The sequence below is a fragment of the [Clostridium] symbiosum ATCC 14940 genome, from assembly GCF_000466485.1.
GTDB classification, from domain to species: domain Bacteria; phylum Bacillota; class Clostridia; order Lachnospirales; family Lachnospiraceae; genus Otoolea; species Otoolea symbiosa.
Genome location: NZ_KE992817.1, coordinates 17,569 through 37,158, shown reverse-complemented (window position 1 = coordinate 37,158; position 19,590 = coordinate 17,569). Strand labels below are relative to the sequence as shown.

General features: G+C 46.9%; 14 protein-coding genes. 1 reads left to right on the top strand and 13 read right to left on the bottom strand.

What is annotated here, in order from left to right:
- Positions 1-3 precede the first annotated feature (3 nt).
- From CLOSYM_RS03000 to CLOSYM_RS02955, 10 genes are all read right to left on the bottom strand, one after another.
- Positions 4-1,473: an RAMP superfamily CRISPR-associated protein gene (locus CLOSYM_RS03000; protein ID WP_021640891.1), complete on the bottom strand. Its 1,470-nt coding sequence runs from the start codon at positions 1,471-1,473 to the stop codon at positions 4-6.
- A complete protein-coding gene (locus tag CLOSYM_RS02995) occupies positions 1,466-3,592 on the bottom strand; it encodes an RAMP superfamily CRISPR-associated protein (RefSeq protein WP_021640890.1) in 2,127 nt (708 codons plus the stop codon). Before CLOSYM_RS02995 ends, CLOSYM_RS03000 begins: the two co-directional genes overlap by 8 nt.
- A 10-nt stretch (positions 3,593-3,602) precedes the next feature.
- A complete protein-coding gene (locus tag CLOSYM_RS02990) occupies positions 3,603-5,162 on the bottom strand; it encodes an HD domain-containing protein (RefSeq protein WP_044902082.1) in 1,560 nt (519 codons plus the stop codon).
- A complete protein-coding gene (locus CLOSYM_RS02985) occupies positions 5,152-6,099 on the bottom strand; it encodes a DUF6602 domain-containing protein (protein WP_044902081.1) in 948 nt (315 codons plus the stop codon). Before CLOSYM_RS02985 ends, CLOSYM_RS02990 begins: the two co-directional genes overlap by 11 nt.
- A 29-nt stretch (positions 6,100-6,128) precedes the next feature.
- Entirely contained in the window at positions 6,129-6,815 is a 687-nt protein-coding gene (gene cas6, locus CLOSYM_RS02980) for a CRISPR system precrRNA processing endoribonuclease RAMP protein Cas6 (protein WP_242827607.1), read from the bottom strand.
- A gap of 894 nt (positions 6,816-7,709) precedes the next feature.
- Positions 7,710-7,970 carry a DUF7695 domain-containing protein gene (locus tag CLOSYM_RS02975; RefSeq protein ID WP_021640886.1) on the bottom strand — a complete coding sequence of 87 codons (261 nt, stop codon included), beginning with the start codon at positions 7,968-7,970 and terminating at the stop codon, positions 7,710-7,712.
- Between the two features lie 140 nt (positions 7,971-8,110).
- Positions 8,111-9,154, bottom strand: a complete 1,044-nt coding sequence (locus CLOSYM_RS02970) for a virulence RhuM family protein (RefSeq protein WP_021640885.1) — start codon at positions 9,152-9,154, stop codon at positions 8,111-8,113.
- A 256-nt stretch (positions 9,155-9,410) separates the two neighbouring features.
- Positions 9,411-10,787, bottom strand: coding sequence for a 23S rRNA (uracil(1939)-C(5))-methyltransferase RlmD (gene rlmD, locus CLOSYM_RS02965; protein ID WP_009299164.1), 1,377 nt, complete (start codon positions 10,785-10,787; stop codon positions 9,411-9,413).
- Between the two features lie 391 nt (positions 10,788-11,178).
- A complete protein-coding gene (locus CLOSYM_RS02960) occupies positions 11,179-12,159 on the bottom strand; it encodes a WYL domain-containing protein (protein ID WP_044902080.1) in 981 nt (326 codons plus the stop codon).
- The gene (locus CLOSYM_RS02955) at positions 12,146-13,390 is read right to left on the bottom strand and encodes a helix-turn-helix transcriptional regulator (protein WP_003500044.1); all 1,245 of its coding nucleotides are present in this window, start codon (positions 13,388-13,390) and stop codon (positions 12,146-12,148) included. Before CLOSYM_RS02955 ends, CLOSYM_RS02960 begins: the two co-directional genes overlap by 14 nt.
- A gap of 866 nt (positions 13,391-14,256) precedes the next feature.
- Here CLOSYM_RS02955 and CLOSYM_RS02950 point away from each other — a divergent pair.
- Complete coding sequence (locus tag CLOSYM_RS02950) at positions 14,257-15,354, top strand: slipin family protein (RefSeq protein ID WP_021640881.1); 1,098 nt, start codon at positions 14,257-14,259, stop codon at positions 15,352-15,354.
- A 186-nt stretch (positions 15,355-15,540) separates the two neighbouring features.
- On the opposite strand, the gene CLOSYM_RS02945 is transcribed toward CLOSYM_RS02950, so the two are convergent.
- From CLOSYM_RS02945 to CLOSYM_RS02935, 3 genes are all read right to left on the bottom strand, one after another.
- Positions 15,541-15,828 (bottom strand): hypothetical protein, encoded by a 288-nt coding sequence (locus CLOSYM_RS02945; RefSeq protein ID WP_003500041.1) that lies wholly within the window; start codon positions 15,826-15,828, stop codon positions 15,541-15,543.
- Positions 15,829-16,010: 182 nt separating this feature from the next.
- Positions 16,011-18,452, bottom strand: a complete 2,442-nt coding sequence (locus CLOSYM_RS02940; protein WP_021640878.1) for an ATP-dependent helicase — start codon at positions 18,450-18,452, stop codon at positions 16,011-16,013.
- 142 nt (positions 18,453-18,594) lie between these two features.
- On the bottom strand, positions 18,595-19,590 hold the full coding sequence (locus CLOSYM_RS02935) for an MBL fold metallo-hydrolase (protein ID WP_009299167.1): 996 nt from the start codon (positions 19,588-19,590) through the stop codon (positions 18,595-18,597).

The following is a 19,590-nucleotide window of genomic DNA, read 5'->3' as shown; positions in this document are numbered from 1 at the left end:
CCATCACCTCGTATTCTCTTTCTTCCGATTCCCTTTCACCCACAAAACCGCGGCCTGCATACAACGTTTCTGATCCTCATCCGTCAAAACATCTCCATCTAAAAAGAGATTGTCTTTCCCGTGTACCGGTTCAAAAATCCCTCTGCCCACCGAGGTCTCTCCGCCCACGGCCAGAATCCCCGCCTGCAAATCCTTGACCGCCCAGAGAAGCAAACCGCAGATTTCGTCGTCTGTCAGATTTAGCCCATTCTTCCTCCACCGTATCGGCAGAATGATTTCTCCTCCTGTCCATGGGATTTCCTCATATAGTGCTCCCTGCACCGTCCCACCGGTAAACCGATCCACCGCGATTCTGGCAACAGGTAAGCCATGACCTCCGTCAATTACCGTTTCCTCAAATATCAGCCCGGAGGCATGAAGCTCCTGATTTCTCATCTCTGTATCACCCCATGTTCCGAACAATGGGTTTAATATCTTCTGTGCTTCCTTCCAGTCCGGCTGCCGCAAAAGCTCCTGCACAGTCTTCACCAGGTGGCTGCGGAAAGCCCCGGCCCAGCTGCTGCCGGGTATCACCGCTTGTTTCCCATGACCGCCAACCGTCATCTGCCCATAATCCGGAATATCCTCTGTCCTTGTAAAGGCCACGGCATAAGTGCGGACCAACAGCGTACCGGAAATACGGAGCAAAACCTCCAGACAATGTTCCCTCCCGGCTCCGCCTGCTTGTTCCAGGTCTTCTATCCGGATCGTCTCACTCCCGGCTCCTTCAAAGGCATCCGCCTGCTCCCAATCCCAGTCCAGCCATTCCTTATAAGAATCACTTTTCCTCATATCAAATACCTTAACACGGGCGTGATCAATCGCTATTTTCCCAAATCCCCTACGGCTTCTGGCCCCCAACCGTAGTTCCCCGCTCTCAAATCCTTTCAGCCACAGATAAATCCACTGACGTTCTCTGTCCCAGACCTGCTCAATTTCCTCTGTCCTCTCCCTCCCCGTAATTTCGGATTTTGCTTTTTCAATACAATCTTCCCGCTCTATCATCTCAATCCGAATCTTTATCGGGGCATTCCTCTCAACAAACTGCAGCTCATATTTGCCCATATGGCTGGCCGTTTTATCCTCATTTAACTTCACGCCGTCACGAATTCCCACTTCCGCCTGCCCTATCCGTGCATCATAGACAAAAATTCTACTCTGTCTGTCATCCCTGCTGCCGGGCACTCCGCCTCTGGGCATTCCGAACATTTTTTTTGTCTCCTCTTCCCCCTTTATGGCCGCCGAATATTCAAGCAGCGCCCCCGCCAGAGAACTACCCGGTATGTAGGGTTCCCCGGACGCCCGAAAAACAACGTCCGAGTCCGAATGCTCCTCTTCTCCGGAGCCAATAGACAGCGGAGAAGCTAAGTGCCCCGTCATCTCCACACAGAGACGGCCGCATATCTTGTTAAAGCTGATTACGCCATCACTCATGATTTTCTTCCCTCCTCGCCTTCCACTTGGCCGCCTCTAAATATCGCTCCATAAATTCCACAGACTCGCCCTCACACGGTTTTATAAAGGTCAAAATGCGCTGCTTTTTTTCCTCCCCGCGGATCCGCTCAACCTCTTCTTCTAATTTTTTATAAGTTCCAGGTTTTCCATCCCGTCCCTTCAGCAGCTGGATCAAGAGAGTAATATCCGACGAGGATGGCAGTTCCTGTCCCTGCTTGTCCATACTGTTCAGGACTTTCCCGGCATCCGCTTCCCACCCAAGGCGCCGTCTCTGATATTCGAGAATTGCTGCAAGTAATCCACCATTTTCTCCACCCGGGCCGTCTCCCTTCCAGGTTTGATCCGGATTTGAGTTTTCTCCTTCCACGATTATTCCCCTCTGGCAATCCTTCCAGGGCATAGCTTTCACCTGTCCGCAGCCTTTTCCGGTCATCATTCCCCAGCGCTTCTCCTCGATTTCCCAAGCCTCCACGTCCCTGTCCGTTTTAATATGGAATGCGCTCCCGGGAGCGAGGGCCGGATTAGGCGCCGAAGGCAGTCTCCATCTGCCGTTATACCCCTGGAGAACGGTGCAACTGCAAATGGAGTGCTCTAATTTTATCGAGCAACTCAACGCTTTGCTCATCTCTTCCATCAGAGGACCTGCCTCCGTTTCAAACAGACCGCTTTCCTGACTCATAGAAACAAACGGACTTATAAGCCAGACCAGCCAGTCTTTTCCACAGGCAGAGTTTCCATACTTCCGCTCCACAGCAGAGGGTTTTGTAATGTGAAATTCACAGCTTCCATATTCCGCGGTTCTGGATTTGCCCAGCATCAGGCAATATCCGTTTTCCTCCAGACACTCAACCAGCCTTTGAATATCGCCCGCCTTTCCCCGTAAAGTACCCGTAAATACCTGCTCTGCCGACAAGGCCATGTACTGAAAGAACTGCCCGGCAGCGTTTTTTTTGTCCTCCGCCCGGTCATTTTGCGCATGCCCGATTGCCCGGTCTGCCGGCCTGGCATGATGGAAATGAATCTCTTTGTCCGGAGCCGCCTTATATAAGCAGCCGTCTTTCAGGCAGATGTGTTCGGAAATATTTTTTCTTCTTCTGTTTTCCTCATCTTTCATTGTATTAAACCATACCGTCCTATCGTCCTTCAGAACGGCAAACGCTTTGGGGCAGGGTACATACTCTCTTCCGTCTTTTTTGAGAAACGCATTGCCAAACTGAACTCCGTCACGCAAAAAAATCCGACAGAAATCCGCATCTTTATGCGCATTCGCTCCCAGTAAATACTTTTTTATGTACATTCCCGCAAACGCGCCTAAAATAGCGCTTCCCTGAATCTGATCCGCCACCTCACCGGAGTTTCCTTCCAGAATTATTGGCAGTTTTAACTTAATTTCGTAGGGCAGGCTAACCTCCTGCTCCGGATGGATTGTCTGAAACAGCGCAGTACTCTCTTTCTTAATCCCTGTCTCTTTAAGCGCCGCTTCTTCTAATGTACAGCGAACTTCTCCCATTCCTCTGGTAATACCGATTCCCATATGGCGCAGACCTTTTGCGCACAAAAGCAGCGCCTGTTCCTCCTCCTGACTCAGGCTTCCCTCAATCCGGCTGCAAAAAACAAGGCCGGAGGGAACCACCTGTACCGTGCGAAGGGAATGAGCACTCGCGGTTCCCGTTTGTTCCAGAGCCGTCCTTGTCCTTTTTCTGGTAAATATATCTTCCAGAAGGGAATCCTCTATATCTTGACAATCTTTAACGTTCTTTAGAAATTGCTCGTAATCGCAGATCATAAAGTTTTCCTTTTTCTCCTGATTAAAAAGATATTCAGGTACAAGGCTCAAATGCCCGTCTCCCACACGGATTCCCTCTCCGCCTAAGCTCCCCGGACTACCAAATATGCGGGATAGAAGTTCTCCCGCAATCATCCCGTTATCGGCCAGTTCCCTCCCCGACTCCAGCAGGCAGCCTTTGATGCGCTTTGCCGGAATCTTTGGAATTCCGTATTCCAGCGCAGTCTTGCTGTTTATCATACCGGGGGCATTCTCCCCGGTAGCGGTACAGAAATCACTTTTTAATTCAATTCGCAGATTCCATTCTCTCATATGGCTGACCTCACTGTATATTTAAAAATTTATTCACCAAATCCAACCGGCACATTCCCTGTATCTCTAACGCATCAAATAAGGGCGAATCCTCCCATCTTCCCGACACCAGATTGTCGATTTTATATCCGCGCGAAACAAACTCCTTCTTTAGAAATTCCATCGCATGGCCTCCTTCTAAAAACGCGCGGTACATTTTATGCAGCCGCCCCGATGGCCAGTCCTCCTCCATCTTAACTAATACATCATATAATGACTCTAAAGAATTGTCCCTGGTTCTATTTTCGTCAATCCCCAGAGAATACGGACGTTTCTGATAGTTTCTATTCTTAAGCGAAAATCCCACCTCACTGTCTTTTATCACTTGGAAATCCAGGAAACATACTGCCATCGCGCTTCTCTTCTGTTTTTTTTCTTCATACCACGCATTCTTGGCCTGTCCGCAGGACTTCTCGGCGATTGAATAGGCCACACGAAACGGGAAATGGCTGTGAACAAAGGCAATACCGCCGCAGGCTGTTATTTTCTTTTCCTCACCGTCCTGCATCTGCAACAGTTTCATCATGAAGCCCGCCGCAATCGGAACAGCCAGCTCCGCCCTGCATATAAATGTAAAATCATCCCCATCCATCAGGATAGGACGCAAAGGAAAAATCCTGCGCTCCTCTTCTGTCCCGTTTCCCCTGATTAAGACCTGACAATCCCACAACTCCTGAAGTACCTCGTGATACGTCTTCTCAAAAAGCCCCGCTATTTTCTTCGACTCTCTGCGTATGATCGGAACTCCCTCCAGATAGCCCATATGCTCACCCAGAAGTTGATTCATCCGGTCGCCCATCCCGTTGCCGTCAATGTGGCCGACCGCAACCATGCTGTCTTCCCCATACTCTCTGGAAAGCTGGTCCATCTCTTCCGGATATCCATAGCTGACTCCATTGTCCAATACCGGAAACAGACGTTTATAATGGACAATATCTTTATAAGCGTTCCGCTTCTGGAGCTGAATCCGGGTTACATTTTCCGATTCCGTTTCATAATGGATCTGAGCGGTGATCGGCTGGTGGCTTCCATCCTCCTGTTCCACAACCGGAAACGGAGAGTATACCAGCTGACGGATCATATGCTTCTTCTTTTCATTCATTTCCTGATCCAGCCTTCTTCTGTCTGCTGCAAAATCAGACAGATCCGTCTCGATGTATGCGGCCGTTAAATAGACGCCCTGGCATTTTACCGCGGCCTTAATCCCCAGTTTTTCTCCCACCCTGCAAAAAAATTCCAGATTCCGAAACAATGCCACTGCGTTCCCGCCGCCTATATAAATGACTTCAGCCATCATCCTCTCGTCTTGCGGCAGGCGCAGTCGATCTGCCAGCTTCCAGTCCAGGAGCACCTCCACGTTTTCCTCATCTGCGGCTTCCCGAAATGACTCAAGCAAAAATTCTTCCATGATTCTTGTCACCTGATAAGAGGCGCCGGCATTTTCCCGCAAGCGGTTCGTGGCAAAGATGTAATCCTGGATGCCTCCGACGTCAAATTTTGCTAAAATATAATCACTTTTATTATTTCCCATCCCCATTTTCTCCTTTGTTTTGCTCAGACTTCTTTAAAATATCGCTGAATTGTTTCGCGTAGGCATGATGCGGGAACAACATGGGATTGTTGATTACCATAAGAAGCTGGTTCAGTTGGAAAATCAAAGAGAGGATTACATTCTCTTCCTCCTCATCATTGTTAACTGTCTGCGGTACCTTAAGTTCCTGAAGAAGGTTCTCCCTCTTCGTTGTTAAACTCATTTTTCTGCTTTCTCTGTATTCTTTATCCTGTAAATCCTTGATCCCATGTATCGCATGATTCATTGAATCGTTCCAATTCTCTAAACTTTGCATTTCGCCTGGTATACTTTTATACAACTTCTTATTTTCCTTATCTACTGACAGGATTATATCGAAACGGTCCTTGTATTCGTCTAAAAAATTTTTTCCTGCAAGTGTACACAATATTTTCACTGGGCGGGTTGCGGTTTGAGTTAAATCATTCTTCCTGCCATGAGGATTATCCAAATTATCCGCCATGTAAGTTGCCATTCTGGCCACGGAGTCCATCGATGTGGTTAACGCACTGATGGATTCTTCCCATGATTCAATTGCTTTCTTATCTGGGAATTCACCTTTACACTGAACCACTGCCGCCACAGCTTCAATCGGTATGAATTTTATCTTTCCATAATTAAATATGTACGGCGTATAAAGTTCATCAAAAATTGCCAGATCGACTTCCCTTGACTTATGTCCAAACGCATCAATAATAAATACGCCCTGCTCAATACAGTATTTTCTTGGAACAACCATTTTGAACAGTGATTCCCACACGGCTTCTCTGTAGGAGCCTTCCGTAGGATAATGGTTCGGAACCTCCAACAAAAGCTGATTTACTATAGATGTCTCAATATCCTTATAGTTCTTGGCAATCGTCAATAATATCTCATCGTAGGTAGTAACCCAAGCCATCTTCATCCCTCCGCTCACTATCGTTAAATTTATTTATCGTAATAAATATTATAATGCCCAAACCCAATCGTTGCACCTTTTCCCAGCCGAAGACGGCTCCCCAGTTCTAGAACAGGCACAAACGGGGATAAGTCCCCCTCGTACAAAATCCAACCCATTTTAGACGCGAGTTCCAGTTTCCCATCCCTCTGGTTCATAGAATATCTGAAAAAAGGAATCTCTTTCCAGGACTCCCCAACCGTTCTGATCTCCGCGGCCTGCCGCATCATCTCTTCTATATCCCACTCCAGGTTAAAATCCGTATACCTTGCTGTCATAAGAGAAATTCTCCGGGTCAAAAACTGTATCACCATGTCAAAAGGCAATTTTTGAAACAATTTGTTGCCGGAGACCACCCTTAAGGGTGTGTCAAAAACCAGGCAGGCATATGCGGCGTTCCGTTCTTTTACGGAAACTGTTCTGGGAATCAAGTTGCGAATCCAGCTTTTTCCGCCGGCATAAATCAATCTTCCGGAATCCTGATCCGTAACATGCACGAGACGGAACGGAATTCTTTCCGCTCCCCAGCCTTTCTGTTCTGCTGCAATCAACGCATCCAGATAGACTCCTGCATGCTCTGTTCCACTGCCGAATAAGGTAATGTCAAAGACACAGTAATCTCCGATCTCCCATTTTTCCTTTCCCTGACCGTATACATAGATTGTATATGGATTCACTGCCCCTGCCTCGCCACCGGTATTGCTAAAGCACTGAACATACTGGCATGTCCCTCTCTCTTCACACAAAAAGCACTTTACATTTCTATGATGACAATAGAATTCATGAATGCAATGCCCCATGAGTCCACGTATCGTTGAGCCTAAGTAGGCAGGAAGTGTCCCGCCCTTTAAACATTCGTAGCTCACATGTAATGTTAATATCTTCATAAACTCAAACATATACAATAAGATCCTCCCGCTATCCGACTCAAAATTAGTCGGTATTTAACACAAACATACCATTATCTCTACACGTTAAATTTCTTTCAAAAAACTGTGCAAAGGTCATACCCGAAGAACTGGGCAATCCATTATTTCACAGCTATTATCTCCCCAATACGCATGGAACCATTTTTGCAGAAAAAGGAGCCCAGCCAAAAACCATCATTGAGTACCTGGAAGACAGGGAAATTCAAACCGCCATGCCCCCATACGTTTTCAATATAGGGATGAGCGTCTTTCCTACCCCTCAGAAAAGCGTAGGCAAAACAACCGTTTTGATAAGGAATATATTAATCATATTATACACTATAAAGGATATTACACCAATAATAAAGTTGCTATATATTCTCCCAATTTAATTACAACCAACAATTAAATCCTCAACTTTCTGTCTGAGAACACAATTATTGGTAGTGATATCCCCTTCGCCAGCAGAAATCAACCTCTCAACCTCTGATCAACTTCTGCTGATACCTAAGCCATCTCCATTCCTGTTCATACCGCCTATGGCATGTCGAATCCAGTTCGCCATCATTCCAAGTACGTTACTTTATAAAAATAGCAGAACTAATATCTCCATCCAATAGGACTTTCTGCAAGATATAGTTCTGCTTTTTAGATTCCCATATTTTATTTTCCAGATTCTTCGCTTCCTGCTCCTACTCTGGAGCATCTGGTACCGATTTTAACACAGCCAGCAAAAAACCAATCCTCTTCAAACTGCGACATTTCTACAAAAATATCCCTTGTTTCTGCTACTCGCTGGAAATACTCTAATCCCCCATCAACACTGCATTTCCCACAAGAACAGGACACGAAATCATATATGGAATTTGATTCAATCACCTCACCACATGCTTTGCATTGAATACAATTCTTTATAATTTTCATGGCTGCTTCTCCTGTCCTTTATTGGATTCATGCATTTCTATTTTCGACATAATTCGACAATTGTCTCGCAGTTTGTTGAGTAGATAATAATGATGGCGAGAAGGTATACTCCTCCCCAAGCGGAAACGGTATAATTATCTTTACACGTCACTTTGATCCGCTTGATGTTCTAATTCTATTAAATATTTATCATAGTCTGACATAAATAATCGATCCTGAACAATACGATATTTTTCAAACTCAGTCTCTGCATGAAGCTTAGCCTGTTCCGCACTGACTTTTCCCAGTCCCATCAGCAGTTCGTTCCCGTTAAACTCCAAAAAACCATCAAGTCGCTTTGCCCAGTCCTCCATACTCATCGGTATTCTTCGTTCCGCCTGTAACTCCGCATAGTCGAGATAGAGTGAAACGATTCTCTGTAAATAGGACATTTCCTTTTCGCTAAGATAATTCTTAGCAACAGTAACATCTGCTTTGACAATTTTCCCATCCGGCGCTGATTCCCATGTTGTCAAACCCATATGTTCTTTTTCGGCATTTGCACGCTCTACAATCAATTCTGCTGCCGTATGACGATGTACGGCCCAATGCATCTTGTTCTGTACCATTTTGAAAAACTGCCGGGTAGTCTTGGCATCTTTGTCGTAATCAAACGCTGTGGCATAGAGATCTGTAACCTTCTGATAAAATTTTCGCTCGGACAGACGAATCTCACGAATATTTTCAAGCTGGCGTTCAAAATATTCATCAGTGAACATATGCCCTTTTTTCAGGCGCTCTTTGTCCATCGTCCATCCTTGAATTGTATAATCCTTGACAATCTGACCGGCCCATTTGCGGAATCTTACGGCACGGTCGTTGTTCACTTTAAAGCCAACGGCAATGATTGCCTGTAAGTTATAATGTTTCGTACTGTAGGATTTACCATCCGAGGCAGTTATTAAGTATTTCTTAATAACTGATTCTTCTACCAGCTCATCATCTTCAAATATCCTTTTAAGGTGCTGATTGATTGCCGATACAGAAACATCATATAAGGTTGCCATCATTTTCTGCGTCAGCCAGATGTTCTCGTCCTCATAGCGCATCTCAAAACTATCTGAGTTACGACCTGTAGATGCTACATATGTTAAATACTCAGCGGCTGAACTATGGATTGTAATCTCTTTCTTCTTGTTTGTCATAATTTCTTTTCCTCAATCTTTATTTCCTCAAAAAATTATAGGTTTAAATATTCCCTAGTCCATTAATTATCCTTATATCGTATTACATCCAAATTAACATATTCAATCTCACGATTCACGGACCAGACACCTTCTTTTTGGACTACTCGAAATTCTTAAGTAGTTACCTTCCGCTCTAATTTCCAGTTATTAAAAATTCTGCAAATATATATTCCTACAAATCCCAACCAGCCCATTAAATCTGTTTATTGTTTCACTATTTTACACTTTTCTTCAACCGTACAATACTTTCCACATTCGCCGTCCCCGGAAACATATCCACACAACACCCCTTCTCCACCCGATACCCATTCTCCTGCAAAATCACCAGATCCCTCGCCAAACTGGTCGGCTTACACGACACATACACCATCCGCTCCACGCCAAAGCCGATAATCTTCTCAATCGCCTTCGGATGAATCCCGTCCCTGGGCGGATCGAGCACAATCAGTTCCGGCTTATCAGTCAGTTCATCCACAACCTTCAGCACATCGCCGGCAATAAATTCGCAGTTGTCAAGCCCGTTCAGCCTGGCGTTCTCTTTCGCTGCCTCCACGGCCTCTTTAACAATCTCCACTCCCACTACCTTTTCTGCCACCGGGGCGAGAATCTGGGCAATTGTACCCGTTCCGCTGTAAAGGTCAAATACCACCTTTCCCTTTGTCTCTCCCACATATTCCCTCGTCTTTTCATATAATACTTCAGCCCCCAGGGAATTCGTCTGGAAAAATGAGAATGGAGAGATTCTGAATTTAAGCCCCAGCAGCTCTTCAAAGAAATAATCCTTTCCGTAAAGAACCTCTGTCCCCTCATCCTTCACCGCATCTGCCAGGGAGTCATTCTTTGTATGGAGAATCCCAGCCATTTTCCCTTCTAACGGCAGTGCCAGAAGGCGCTCCAGCCATCCGGCCAGGAGTTCCTTCTCCTCTTCCACTCCAATCTGTGTTGTCGTAATCAAATCCAGTAGTATCTCCCCGGTCTTGACAGCCCGTCTCACCAGAAGGTGGCGGAGGTATCCGGTATGCTGCATCTTCTTATAAAAGCCAACTTCTTTCTCCTCGAAATACGCTTTCGTACAAAGCAGGATATCACAGAAATCCTTGTGAACGATCCTGCATTCGCCGGTAGTCACAACATCATAAAAGCTGCCCCGTTTATGCATGCCAAGAGCCAGAGGGCCGTCTTTCACCTCATCGCCAAAAGAAAATTCCATTTTATTGCGGTAGCAGTCCGCCAGAGGGCTTCCCTTGATTCCTTCAAATTCATACTCTTCGCAGACACCGTCAAGCAGCTCTTTCACCTGCTCTTTTTTTATTTCCAGCTGTGTTTCATAGGGAATCGTCTGATAGAGACAGCCTCCGCATATCCCAAAATGAGGACATACTGTCTCCGCTGTCTCGATTTCGGACCGCTCCAGGACCTGCATCAGGCGTCCCTCGCACTTGCCTTTTCTCTTTTTGTTCACAAGAAATTGGATTTTCTGCCCCGGAAGAGCATTTTTCACAATGACCTTCTCATCCTCTATATGAAGAATTCCTTTGTTCGGAAATTCAATCTTTTCAACAATTCCTTCATAAATCTCACCTTTTTTCATATTAATATAAACTCCTTTTATCAGCTTTCTTATACTTTCTTATAAATTCGTCAGACCTTGAAACCACAGCACTTTTGCTGACGCGCATCTTTTCATCCGCCGCCGTAATACCGTACCCTGTTTCCGCGGCCTGCTCCGTTTTTCTTTCTTCTGGCTTTACCAGTATACACGAAAAAACAGCTGATGAAAAGCAAAATCCGGCTCATTCCCGTCCCCTGCCCATGTTACAGTTCACAGCCCCGCAAAAAGATGGTCCTGCAAGCTGTAACATGCTCCGCGATGCATAGAAACGGCAAAAACCGCTGTTTCCCGCCGTGTTCCGCGAGGTGTTTTCGTGCAGAATGCGCATGAAAATACCTCGCGGGACACAACCGTGTGAACAGTAGTCTGCTCATACCTGCTGAAATAACCTGTACTGCCTCCTGACTCTGGCCTTAATAAGTCCCAGAAACGGCTCCGGACCCAGCACCCGCACCACCGGACCGAAGGACAGGATATCGATTAACAGTTCCGTCTCATCGGCCTTATCATAATAAATGGAACAAATCCAGCATTTTCTCTCCTCGTCAAATTCCGTATGTTTTTCATAGTTGGCAAATTGCAGCATGCACCGTTCCAATGAATTGCGCTCCCCGCTGATTTCCAGAACTACCGGCTCCTGTGATTTTCCTCTGTTGCAAAATCTATACTCTGCCGGTTCTATGGAAACCTCGCGCTTTGAAGGATGGCATGCCCTGATTTTAGACAGGTTCAGTGTCAATTCCCGTCTGAAATTCCCCCGGCTGTATTCCAGGCTGCAAAGCCGGAACTTGTCGTCTTTTGAAGAATACTGAAGCTGATAGGGCAGCGTCTCATACGTAACCGTATCACACGTTTTTCCTTCATAGGCGACAAATAACGCCTGTTTCTTTTCAAGCGCCTGAAGAATGCTTCTGAAATTTTCCCGGTATTGTTTAGAGTTATAGTCATCCCCATCCTTGAATCTGTCAAAATAATAAAAATCTTCCTCGTCGAACAGCGGCTCCGTATCCTTCAGCAGCTCCCCGGCCCACGCCAGATCGCTGTCGCTTAGAAACAGGCTTATCCTCCTGTCCGCAATTATGGATTTCAGCCATCTCTGCTGCAGTCCGGTAAGCGGCAGCTTCGGCAGATGCGAAACAGCCGGAGTATACGTGCCGTCCCTACCTTTTTTCATGAAGGCCCATTCCCCGCCGGTCAGATTTGGAAGAATCGTAAGGACGCTTTCTTGAAAACCATATTTCCGGATGATGCCTTCCATCTCTTTTACTGTAACCGGATGCCTCTCTGACTCCCTCAAAATCTGCCCAACCACCTGATAATAGCAGCTATATATCTTTTCAAATAACTCCATCTTTTTCATCTCCGCAGTACATCTCATACATTCGTTCCAGATCCCGTTTTACCTTCGCAACCACCGCACGGTTTCTACACTGAATATCTAGAATCCGTCCGGTAAACGTTTTCAGCCAGGAAAGCATCTCGTTGGTATCAAAAAATGTTCCGGTGTAGAGATATTCGTGTTCTCCCGTCTTTCTGACCAAAGCCCCGCGTCCCTCCCGGTAAATCCTCTTCAGGATATAGGACTCCTTCTCCACATCGATATAGAATTTCACCGATATCTCTTCCCCCCGTCCGGTGCCCCCAAAAGATACGCCCCAGCACAACCCCAGATTTTTTTGAAGCGCTGCCTTCCATTGAGCATAATCCTCACATACTGATGTCATCTTAACCTTACTGATACAGTCCAGACGAAAATTCATAAACCGGCGCCGGTTCTCCAGATAGCAGCATATGTAACGGCGTCCGGTCCTGGTACTGACGAATATCTTAAGGGGCAGCCCCTTCATGGAAGACTCGTTGCCGCTGCGGCTGCTTTTATTGACAAACTCAATCCTCCGGTGTTCCCTCATCGCTTCCAGAATCTCAAATAAGATTCCGTCCTCCAGGGTATGTACAATAAAATGATGCTTAAACTGGAATCTGTCATTTTCAGAATTCTCACGGTCCAGAATCGTGCTGCCGATAAAACCAAAGGGCGCCCCTTCCTGATAAAACTTTACTGCCGTTAAAAGAGGCAGGAAGCTGTCTTCCTGCAAACCCGGCTTCAAATGATACAACAGCGTTTTTCCCTTTTTTACCGTGCCCAGAATTCCCATCTCTTCATATTCCTTCAGCTTCAGCCGCACCGTCTGGCTGTCGAAAACCACACCGTAGCATTCCGCTATCCGATCCCCCAATTCCCCTGCACTCAGTCCCTCCCGCTTCTCATAAAGCTGAGCCGGGATAAAAAAATGAAGCATGATATCATTGCCGGTAAAACTCTTTGCCTTCCATGCCGCATAGAGAGGGTTCTGCCTGATTGTCCTGCTGTCCACGTTGATATAGACCTGTTTTCCCTTTGAAGTATATTCCGACACCATATACTCAGAAAGCCAGCTCTCAATCCTGCGCTTCTCGTTATCATAGGTCCTGGCGCTTTTAACATCATAATCGCCCCTCACCTTGAACCCGTAGACATAAAACTGCCGCATATAGTCGCGAATACGGTCAAAATTCTTAATCAGCTCCTGAAATTCCGCCATCTTCCCACATCCTTATATTTATCTTAATTATGTAATATCACATTCATCAAGGCTTATCTCTTCACCCGGCTCAAGTCCATCACTCCCGGCTCAAACCGATTTTTTCTTCCTTAAGACCAGTCTACCGTCTGTCTTTCGCCTTGTCAAACCGATTCTATCATTTATCCTCCCTCTGCCCGTATCCCGGTTAATATGGTTCTTACCCTCTTCAGGAAGTTCGCGTTACTATTCTCAGCCCCGTAAAAAACGCGGTTCTGCAAACAGTAACAAGTTCGCAACTTTTTTTAAATGATATTTCTCCCACAATCCTTTATGATAAATTCATGAGAAACATAACTCTCAAAACATTGCAGGCTGTCTCACAGGCGAGGGGTTATCTCCAGGAGAGCCCCCGCGGTGCCTCCGTCCCTGATCGACAGGTATTCCGGCCAGTCAGCATAACATGATGTGTCGAAGGTTCGAATCCTTCCTTGCGAAAGCATGTAGCTAAGTGGTTATAGCAATCATTAAACTTTGGAACATCCTGATAAGATGTTGGCCAAACCATCACAGAGTTAAAGACGCCCCTTCTTCCGTTTCCTTCTGCGAATCTGCGTGGTCAGGGTGCGCACCGCCGAACGGCCGTGCCGCCTTCCCCAAAGATTGCGCATTAAGAAGCAGCCAAAAAACTGCCAGAACCGATTTGGATACCGTTCCGGCAGACTCTGTGCCAGAGCAGGCGGCTGATACAGCGCCTCTCAGCCGCAGGGCAAAACCGGTACTGAAAAAAAGGTCCGCAGACTTTTGGTGAAGAAGGGACGTAACTGCTCTAAAACTGCTTTTCAAAAAAATCACAGAGAATCAAATTTAAATGGAGGTAAACATTTATGAAATATATAATCAAAGAACAAGAATGCGGTTATTTGTTAAAAAACGGAAGATTTCAAAACTTTCTCGCCGCCGGCTCCTGCCATTACATAAAAGCTATGGGCTATGAGCTGAAAATTGTCCCGATGACCGGAGCCGTCAACACCTGCGGGATTCCGGTTGAGGTTCTGATGAAAAACAAAGAATTTTCCGAGCGTGTAATCCGTGTAAATATCCCGGACGAATGTCTGGCTATCCGCTTTGTCAACAAAGCATTCAAGGAGGTCCTGACAGGTCCCGAGGCTTTATACTGGAACGTATTTGAAGATGTGGAGATCCGCCTGGTAGATATCACGAATCCGTATATGGATCAGACCCTGCCAAGATATTACATAGATCTGATCCCGGTCAAATTCTATAAAAAAATCACCATCAAAGACGGTGAGATCGGCCTGCTCTATTTTGACGGCAAGTTTGAAAAAAGGCTGGAGCAGGGCAACTGGTATTTCTGGAACTACGGCAAAGAGGTTACCTGCAAAATTTTCAATATGAAGGCACAGCAGTTAGATATCTCCGGCCAGGATATCCTGACCGCCGATAAGGTAAGCGTCCGGTTAAATGTGGTATGCAGCTTCCGGATCACTGACCCGGAAAAGCTGGTCAGGACAATCGAGGGAGCTTCCGCGCAGCTCTATACTGCCGCCCAATTATGTATCAGGAAATATGTGGGCCGCTTCCGCCTCGATGAACTGCTTGTCCAGAAAGATGAGATCGGCCGCTCCGTCTGTGAGCAGTTAAAAGCGGAGCAGGATGACTACTGCGTGGAAATCTTAAATGCCGGAATCAAAGATATCATCCTGCCCGGCGAAATCCGTGACATCATGAATACCGTACTGGTCGCTGAAAAAAAGGCCCAGGCTAACGTAATCATGCGCCGTGAGGAGGTGGCATCCACTAGGAGCCTGTTAAATACGGCAAAGCTGATGGATGAAAATAAAACTTTATTGAAGCTCAAAGAAATGGAATATTTAGAGAAAATCTGCGATAAAGTGGGCAATATCTCCGTGAGCGGCGGAAAAGGAATTCTGGAGCAGCTTTCCGAACTGACAGGACTGTAACAAATGACATCAAATAGCTGCGGACAGACGCGCAGAATCTGCTCGCTCTGCGCACAGGTCACCGCCCTCAATCAATCAATAAGGCGCCGGAACGACCGTATCATACGGCCGCCTGTTCCGGCGCCTCTCTCATCCTCTTATCTTATTGTACTTAAAAAGATACATTTTATCGCATCACACAGCGTTTTATTCTTTGTCGTCTTCTGCATCATCCTCGAAGAAGTCGTCATCGAAGTCATCTTCAAAATCGTCTTCGAAATCTTCCAGATAATCCGGTGTGAAGAATCTGTATACACCATACGCAATCGCTGCGACTGCCGCTACAACACCGATAATAGCGAGAATCCAAAGAATACATGTTTTTTTCTTCTCTTCCTCTTCTTTTCTGTGTAAAAATTCATTCAGCTTTGTTGCATTCATGATTTCTTCTACTTTTGACAATGCATCCTTACCCATCATATCAAATTTATTCATAGGTTCCACATCCTTTCTTCCGTGATCCTGCACCGATGTTTTTTCCTTTATATTATATCACCAATATCATGTTTTTACTATCCTATTTTTGTCCTTTTTCAAATTTTACACAATATGGCGATCAAATAAGAAAAATTTCACGTAAGCGCCGCCAATCCTTCCGCCGCAGTGCGCATCCTTTTCTAAACCTTCAATAATTTGGCAAATGATGCAAACATTTTTTTAACGCCTACCCGGTCAAACTCCACTGTGACCTCAAAATCTTTGCCGCCATCTTCTATCTTTTTAACCGTACCCTCGCCAAATTTAACATGTTTTACCCGTTCGCCCTCAGAGTATGGCAGATGATCCGCTTTTTGTACGGAAAATGCTTTGCCGAAGGAGGGGGCAGCCGGCGCTGTCTTTGAGGCATACGCATTGGGTTTCACGCCAAATGTGCTGACTCCCTCTCCCTGCCGGTTCCCTGCCGTACTTCCAAAGCCGGAGGCGGTTGCGCCGCCTCCCGACGCAGCTCCCCATCCGGTCGTAATGCCGCCGGAACGTCCCCATGAACGATTGGCGGATGAACCCTGGACGCCGGAGCCGGCTCCGCCCCAGCCGGACGAAGCCGCTTCTCCAAAGCCTCTGTCCGAAGAGGAAGCGGATGGGCTGCCTCCCCATGACCTGCCAGCGGCCCTGCCAAATACAGACGGCTGTTCTTCCTGCTCCAGAAGCCATGCCGGTATCTCTTCCACGAAGCGGCTGGCCCTGGAATACCTCGTTTCCCCGTTCGTCATACGCTGTCTTGCCATGGTCAAAGTCAGTTTTTCCCTGGCCCTAGTAATTCCCACATAGCAGAGCCTGCGCTCCTCCTCAACCGCATCCTTGTCGTCCGACATAATCGACATGCTGCTGGGGAACAGGCCGTCCTCCAGACCGCTTAAATATACATAGGGAAATTCAAGTCCCTTTGCGCTGTGAAGGGTCATCAACACGATACGGTTCTCCGATTCATCCATATTGTCCACGTCGGCCACCAGGGCAACTTCCTCCAGAAAACCGTCCAGAGTCGGATTATCCTCATTTTCACTGTAGCTGACCGCTTTGTTAATCAGCTCCTCGATATTTTGGAGACGTGTTTCCGACTCGATCTCGCCCTCCGACTCGATTTCCTTCTTGTATCCGGTATTCTCCAGCACTTCTTCGATCAGCTCCTTGATGCTCATCTCCGGAAGGCGTGCTTTAAAATCTTCAATCTGCTCTGTAAAAACACCGATCTTGTCAGCCGCCTTGCCAAGGGTCGGTATTCCCCTTACGCGCAGAAGGGCGTCATAAAAGCTCATCCCATTGGCAGACGCAAATATCGTCACCTTGCCGACAGAGGTGGCTCCGATCCCCCTCTTCGGAACATTGATGATACGCTGTACCGCCAGATCATCCTGCCCGTTGGCAATCGTCTTCAAATAGCAGAGAATATCTTTGATTTCTTTTCTCTGATAGAAGTTCACGCCGCCCACCAGACGATAGGGAATGCTGTACAGGATACATTTCTCCTCCAGCAGACGGGACTGGGCGTTTGTCCTGTAAAGCACGGCAAAGTCGGAATATTCCCTGCCTGTCTCTTCCTTTTCCCGTCGTATGTCTTTTACAATCGCCTCAGCCTCCTCATAGGCCGTATCAAACTGCAGGAACCGGACCAGATTCCCCTCGTCGTTGGCTGTCCAAAGCGTCTTATCCTTCCTGCCCCGGTTATTGCGTATCACTCCGTTGGCTGCGTTCAGGATATTCTGGGTGGAACGGTAGTTCTGCTCCAGCTTAATTACCTTAGCCCCCGGAAATGCCTTCTCAAAGCTCAGGATGTTCTCGATATTGGCGCCTCTGAATTTGTAAATGGACTGATCATCATCACCTACCACGCAGATATTCCGGTATTTTCCGGCCAGCAAATCGACGAGCTTGAACTGCACCATATTGGTATCCTGGTACTCGTCCACCATTATGTAACGGAAACGCTCCTGATAATAATTCAGCACATCCGGAACATTCTGGAACAGTTCCACCGTTTTTACAATCAGGTCGTCAAAATCAAGGGCGTTATTCTTCTTTAACTCCTTCTGGTATTCCTTATAAATCTGGGCAACCTTCTTCTCCCGGAAATCGCCTCCGGCGTTCAGTTCAAATTCCTCCGGCGTGATCATATCGTCCTTCGCAGAAGAGATTCTGCTGAGGACCGCCCGCTCTTTAAACTGCTTTGTGTCAACATCCAGGCGCTTGAATATCTGCTTCATCAGGGTTCTCTGATCATCCCCGTCATAAATCGTAAAATTAGTGCTGTATCCCAGGTACTCAATATGCCTGCGCAGGATCCGGACGCAGGAGGAATGGAACGTGCTGACCCAGATGCTCTCGGCGCCGAAGCCGACAATCTTGTCTACCCTCTCCCTCATCTCAGCCGCTGCCTTATTGGTAAAAGTGATAGCCATGATATTCCATGGGTTCACCTGTTTTTCTTCTATCAGGTACGCAATCCTGTGGGTCAGAACCCGGGTCTTGCCCGATCCTGCTCCCGCCAGTACGAGAAGCGGACCTTCCGTATGATATACCGCTTCCTGCTGCATCGGATTGAGTAATTCGTATTTGTTCATATTTTCTACCGCCTTTTATCTGATTCCATATTCAGGGTAACGTGAAATTTATTATAATATATTTTCCTGTGTATGTCACGAAAAACTCTTAGACAAAAAGCCTGTGCATTTATTCATACACTGAGTAGATATCCTTGATATATCATACCTCCGCCCGGTACCTCCAGACACCGTCCTCAAAATAACGGCTGACCTTCCCAAGCTTCTCCAGATGATCCGCATGAGCCATACATTCCCCTACCGCAAACCACTTCTGGGCCGCCGGGAAATCCTCCCAACTGGCCGCCCGGATCTTCCACCGCATCTTTCCGGTCAGCTCATAAAGTGTCATATCCGGTTTTTCCTCGAGAAGTTTTATGACCTCCTCCAGCCGTTTTTCATGATGAAGCAGAAGCTGTTCAATCCTCTCCTCATAATTTCCCGTCTTTCTGTGCCCGGGGAGTGCAAAAACCACAGGGTACTTCTTTGCTTTTTTCAAGCTGTCCAGATAATCGCCCAGAGAGTCCTCCACGCCCAGCCATGATGTAATATTGGGAGAAATGTCAAACAGGATATGATCTCCTGTAAACATAAACCGATGCTTCTCTTCCCAGAACATTGCATTGCCGGGCGTATGTCCCGGCACGGAAATCATCGTAAGACTGTATGGGCCGGCCTGGATCTTATCACCTTCACGCAGCGGGCAAAAGCGTCCGTCCAGCGCATCCAGCTTATAGCGGGACGCCGGATTAACCGTCTCTGTTACATTTAACAGTTCCTCAGGAAAACCGGCCTCCAAAAACTGGCGGTGACGGAGCAGGCTTCGCTGCGGAAGAAAACCCTCCTGTAATACCTTAAAATCCGTCTCACTGATATAAATCCGGCCGTCTGGGGCCGCCGCCTCCCTGGCAAGCCCGGTGTGATCGGAGTGGAGGTGCGTGAGAAGCACATCGATCCGGCTTGTACTGCTGCCGGCTTCCGTTATACCTGCCATCAGCGCCTCCCGGCACTCCGGACGGCGGAATCCCGTATCAATCAGAAGATCCCGCTCCCCGCCCCGGATCAGATAGCTGTTCAGTTCCCTTAAAGGATTCTGGGGCAGCGTTACGCCCAGCCTGTATATATTTTCTTTTACCTGTTCCACCACAGATTCTCCCAT